The following is a 233-nucleotide window of genomic DNA, read 5'->3' on the forward strand; positions in this document are numbered from 1 at the left end:
GATAGGAATTGATTATTCACAAGCATTAGTCGATCAAGCTGTTATGGTTTCATGTTTGCAAAGTTTGTTAGCTGAGCTTGAAGATCATAACGAGTTACATATAGCTTATGATAATGGGCCTAAAAATTTTATTTTTGATGCAAATGAGTTAGAGCAGTTAGCTTGCGAATTAGAAGACTATTATGACTCTTTAGTTGAATTTCCAGAGAATTTACAACGTGATAAGTTTGACG

At 33.0% G+C, this 233-nt stretch carries 1 protein-coding gene; it reads left to right on the forward strand.

What is annotated here, in order from left to right:
- Window positions 1–233 (forward strand): hypothetical protein (locus AAEZ18_RS19760; RefSeq protein ID WP_352256157.1); only part of this gene is annotated, 233 nt, incomplete at both ends.

This window comes from Pseudoalteromonas sp. 19-MNA-CIBAN-0066 (assembly GCF_040308705.1).
Classification (GTDB): domain Bacteria; phylum Pseudomonadota; class Gammaproteobacteria; order Enterobacterales; family Alteromonadaceae; genus Pseudoalteromonas; species Pseudoalteromonas nigrifaciens.